The sequence below is a fragment of the Streptomyces sp. MS19 genome, assembly GCF_047200595.1.
In the GTDB taxonomy this organism is placed as follows: Bacteria; Actinomycetota; Actinomycetes; order Streptomycetales; family Streptomycetaceae; genus Streptomyces.
The window spans coordinates 1-4658 of record NZ_JBJZOH010000082.1; the positions used below are offsets into that span (position 1 = coordinate 1).

Annotated in this window: 3 protein-coding genes; 2 read left to right on the plus strand and 1 reads right to left on the minus strand. The window is 73.9% G+C overall.

Features of this window, described 5'->3' with window-relative positions; all coding sequences use genetic code 11:
* A partial coding sequence (locus tag ACL02R_RS29925) for a hypothetical protein (RefSeq protein ID WP_412800099.1) occupies positions 1-212 on the plus strand: 212 nt, incomplete at its 5' end.
* A gap of 45 nt (positions 213-257) precedes the next feature.
* Positions 258-551, plus strand: a complete 294-nt coding sequence (locus tag ACL02R_RS29930; protein WP_412800100.1) for a WXG100 family type VII secretion target — start codon at positions 258-260, stop codon at positions 549-551.
* A gap of 94 nt (positions 552-645) precedes the next feature.
* Here the strand turns inward: ACL02R_RS29930 and eccCa are convergent, their stop codons facing one another.
* The gene (gene eccCa / locus ACL02R_RS29935; protein ID WP_412800101.1) at positions 646-4614 is read right to left on the minus strand and encodes a type VII secretion protein EccCa; all 3969 of its coding nucleotides are present in this window, start codon (positions 4612-4614) and stop codon (positions 646-648) included.
* Positions 4615-4658 lie beyond the last annotated feature (44 nt).

Genomic DNA, 4658 nt, shown 5'->3' on the forward strand with positions numbered 1-4658 from the left:
ACGGCGAGGCCGCGTCGCAGTTCGGCTCGGGTGCCGAGGAGGCCCGCAACACGCTCAACCGGCTGATCAACTCGGTCGGCAACCTCAAGGAACTGGTCCAGATGAGCCGTGACTCGTTCACCGCCGAGGAGCAGGAGCAGGCCTCCCAGCTGCGGTCGGTCAACGCCGGTTACCAGGACCTCCGGCTCAACAGCGGCATCGCCGACCTCTGACCCGACTGCTCGCACCGGCACCACCGACCACAGGAAGGCACGTCCATGACCAACATCGGTGTCAGCTACGCCGCCCTCTCCGCGGGCGCGGAGGGCCTCACCCACGAGGAGCGCCAGCTCCTCGCCAAGCTGGACGACCTCAGGGCCGGGCTCACCCGCGTCGCCGCGGGGTGGACCGGTGAGGCCAAGGCGGCGTTCGACGTGAACATCGCCGTCCTCGCCGAGGAGACGCTCCGGCTCGGCACCCTGCTGGGCCGCACCGGCAACCAGGTCGCCGAGGCCGGGGCCGCCTACCGGGCCACCGACCTCCGCCTGCGCGGGGCGATCGAAGGCGGCTGACCGCCCGCCCGACGCGGACCGGGGTGGTACCGGCGGATCAGCCGCCGGTACCACCCCGGTCCTTCGTGAAGGCTCCCGCACGGGGCCGGGCCCGCTACTCCTCCGGCAGCCAGCCCAGCTGCACCAGGCCGCCGTTCCGCTTCCGCGACACAAGCTGCGCCCTGCCGGGCGGCAGCGTCCGCATCCGCGCCCCGTGCAGCAGCTCGCCCTCCTTCGGATCGCCCGACAGCAGCAGCCCCTGCGCCCCCAGGTCCCGCATCCGCCCGAGGAACGGGTCGAACAGCCCCCGGGACGCCCCCGCCGCCCCCCGCGCGATGACGAAGCAGATCCCCGTGTCCCGCGCGTACGGCAGGTGCTCCGCCAGCATCGCCAGCGGGTTCTTGCCACCGGCCGCCGTCAGATCGTGGTCGTCCACGATCACGAACATGCGCGGCCCGCTCCACCAGTCACGCGCCCGCAGCTCCTGGATCGTGATGTTGTCCTTCGGCGCGCGCTTCTGGAACAGGCTGTGCAACGACATCACGTCCGTGTGCAGCTTCTGCTCCGACGTGGCGTACCCGGCCACATAGCCCTCCGGCACCGCCGCCATCAGCGAACGCCGGAAGTCCGTGACGGCGAACCGCGCCTCGGCCGGGGAGAACCGCTCGGTCAGCTTCTGCATGACCAGCCGCAGCGCCGCCGTCTTCCCCGACTCGCTCTCGCCGATGACGAAGAGGAACGGGTCGCGGTCGAAGTCGACGTACACCGGCTCCAGATCGGTCTCGCCGATCCCGATCGGCACCCCGCGCTCCGGCCGCTCGAAGCCCTTCGGCAGGTCGGCCGCCGCGAACCGGCGCGGCAGCATCCGCACGGACGGTGCGTCCCCGCCCGCCCACGCGTCCCGCACCGCCGCGACCAGCCCCGCGGTGCCGTCCGCCAGGTCCGCCGCCCGCGCCACGCCGTCCAGCCTCGGCAGCGCCGATATCCAGTGCAGCTTCTCGGGCGTCTGCCCCCGGCCCGGCACATCGGCCGGGACCGCGCCGGCCACCTTCCGGTCGAACTCCGAGTCGAGCCGGTCGCCGAGCCGCATCTCCAGCCGGTTGGTCAGCTGGTCCTTGAGCGCGGGACGCAGCTCCATGTACCGGGACGCCGTGACCACCAGGTGGACGCCGAAGCCGAGCCCCCGCGCCGCGATGTCCGTCACGACCGGCTCCAGTGCCATGTCGTACTCCTGCTTGAACGCCGCCCAGCCGTCGATCAGCAGGAACACGTCGCCCCACGGCTCGTCCGGCAGCTGCCCCGCGGCGCGCATACGCCGGAACGTCGCCATCGAGTCGATACCCCGCCTGCGGAACAGTTCCTCCCGCCGCGCCAGGACCCCGCCGACCTCCGCGACCGCCCGCCGCACCCGGTCCGGGTCGAGCCGGGACGCCACGCCGCCGACGTGCGGCAGCCCCGCCATCGTCACCAGGCCGCCCCCGCCGAAGTCCAGGGCGTAGAACTGCGCCTCCGCGGGCGTGTGGGTCAGCGCGAACGACGCGACGAGCGTCCGCAGCAGCGTCGACTTCCCCGACTGCGGGCCGCCGACGACCAGCATGTGCCCCCCGGCACCCGAGAAGTCCCGGAACAGCACCTCCCTGCGCTGCTCGAACGGCTTGTCCACCAGGCCGAGCGGCACCGCGAGCGCCCCCGACCGGCCGGGCGCCTGGAGCCCGCGCCCCTCCACGACCCGCAGCCCCGGCAGCAGCTCGTCCATGGTCGGCGACGAGTCGAGCGGCGGCAGCCACACCTGGTGGGCCGCCGGCCCGCGCCCTTCGAGACGCCGCACGATCACGTCGAGCACCGTCTCCGCCAGCGCGTCGTCCTGCGGCGGCGCGGCGGGCGCGGCCGCCAGCGCCGTCCGCGGGTCGGGCTCCGCGTACCGCACCGCCACCGGCTCCGCCGAGAACAGCACCGGATGGCGCCGCACCGGACGCGGCCCGCTCGGCGCCGCGGGCGCGGCCGGCTCGCGGTACGGCCCTGAGACGTACGCCGCCTTGAACCGCGTCATCTCCTCCGTGCCGAACTTGATGATGCCGGAGCCCGGGATCTGCGGCAGGTGGTACGCGTCCGGCGTGCCGATCGCCGTACGCGACTCCGCCGCCGAGAACGTCCGCAGACCGATCCGGTAGGACAGGTACGTGTCGAGGCCGCGCAGCCGCCCCTCCTCCAGCCGCTGCGACGCCAGCAGCAGGTGCACGCCCAGCGACCGGCCGATCCGGCCGATCTGGATGAACATGTCGATGAAGTCGGGCTTCGCGGTGAGCAGTTCGCTGAACTCGTCGATCACCAGCACCAGCGACGGCAGCGGCTCCAGCGGCGCGCCCGCCGCCCGCGCCTTCTCGTAGTCGTGCAGGTTGGCGTAGTTCCCCGCCGCGCGCAGCAGCTCCTGCCGCCGCTGCAACTCGCCGCGGATCGAGTCCCCCATGCGGTCGACCAGCGTCAGGTCGTCCGCCAGGTTCGTGATCACGGCCGACACGTGCGGCAGCCCGGCCATCCCCGTGAACGTCGCGCCGCCCTTGAAGTCGGCCAGCACGAAGTTCAGCGTCTCGGACGTGTGCGTGACCGCCAGGCCGAGCACGAGCGTGCGCAGCAGCTCGGACTTCCCCGACCCGGTCGCGCCCACGCACAGCCCGTGCGGGCCCATGCCCTCCTGCGCCGCCTCCTTGAGGTCCAGCATCACCGGCCGGCCCTCCTCGTCGACGCCGATCGGCACCCGCAGCCGCTCGCCCGCCGACCGGGGCCGCCAGGTCCTGGCGACGTCCACCGTCGCCGGGTCGCCGAGCCCGAGGAGGTCGGCGAAGTCCAGGTCGGCCAGCAGCGGTTCGTCCTCGTCGGCCGCCGTCCCCAGGCGCAGCGGCGCGAGCTGCCTGGCCAGCGCCTCCGCCGCCGCGAGCGGCAGGACGTCGGGCTCGCCGTCGAACACCGACCCGTCGGGCGACTCCAGGCGCAGCAGCCCCGGCCGGCACCGCACGGCCAGCCCGTCCCGCGCCGTCGGCACGTCCCCGCCGGGCGACACCTCCACGAGGGTGACGCCCTGGAGCCCCTCGGCCGCCGCGAACGCCGAGTGCGGCGGCACCCGCGCCCCGTCCAGCAGCACCAGCACGTGCGGCTGGTCGAGCACCGGCTTGCCGCCGGGCGAGAAGCGTCCCCGCCCTTCCAGCAGCGGCACCAGCTCGGGTTCCACGTCCGCCAGGCTCCGCGCGAAGAGCCTGCGCGACCCGGCCCCGTCCTGCGCCGCCCCCTGGACGTGCGGCAGCCACTTCGTCCACTCCCAGCGCCGCACGGCCTCGTCCCCCGCAGCCACGACGACGACCCGCACGTCCTCGGGGGAGTGCAGCGCCACCAGCGAGGCCACCAGCGCACGGACCGTCCCGTACACCGCCCCTGCCTCCCCGCCCACCGTGATCCGGTGGAACGCGCGCAGGGACACCGCCATCGGAAGCCCGTGCACCGTGCCGTGCGTGTCGAGGAACCGCCGCCGCGCTCCCGCCGTCAGCGGCTCCAGCTCGTCCACCGGCGCGGACTCGGCGGCCACCAGCGGCGTGACGAGCTGGTGCTCACCGAGCCCCAGCCGCACCTGTCCGAAGTCCCCGTCGCCCGCCCGGCGTTCCCACACCCGGCTGCCGTCCGCCACCAGCGCCCACAGCTGGTCGGGCGCCGGATGCAGGTACAGCTGCGTGTCCCGCTGCTCCCGCGCCGTCTCCCGCACCGTCTCGCGCGTCCGCGACAGGTACCGCAGGTAGTCACGCCGCAGCTGCGCCATCTCCCCCTGCGTCCCCCGCCGGAAGCGCACGATCATCGCCACGACCATCGCGCACGTCGAGACCAGCATCAGCAGGCCCATGATGCGCATGAACGGCGCGGCGTTCGGCATGAAGAAGAAGACGACCGAGGAACCCATGCCCAGCATCGGCACGAGCTGCATCAGCACGCCCTCCTGCTGCCCCCTCGGCAGCTCGGGCGGCGGCAGCAGCGTCACCGCCTCCTCGGCAGCCCGCTCGGGCAACGCCCGCGGCGGACGCTTGACCACGACCTGACTCATCGGGACCCCCCGGTCACAGCTGATGCCTTGTCACCGATCCTAGT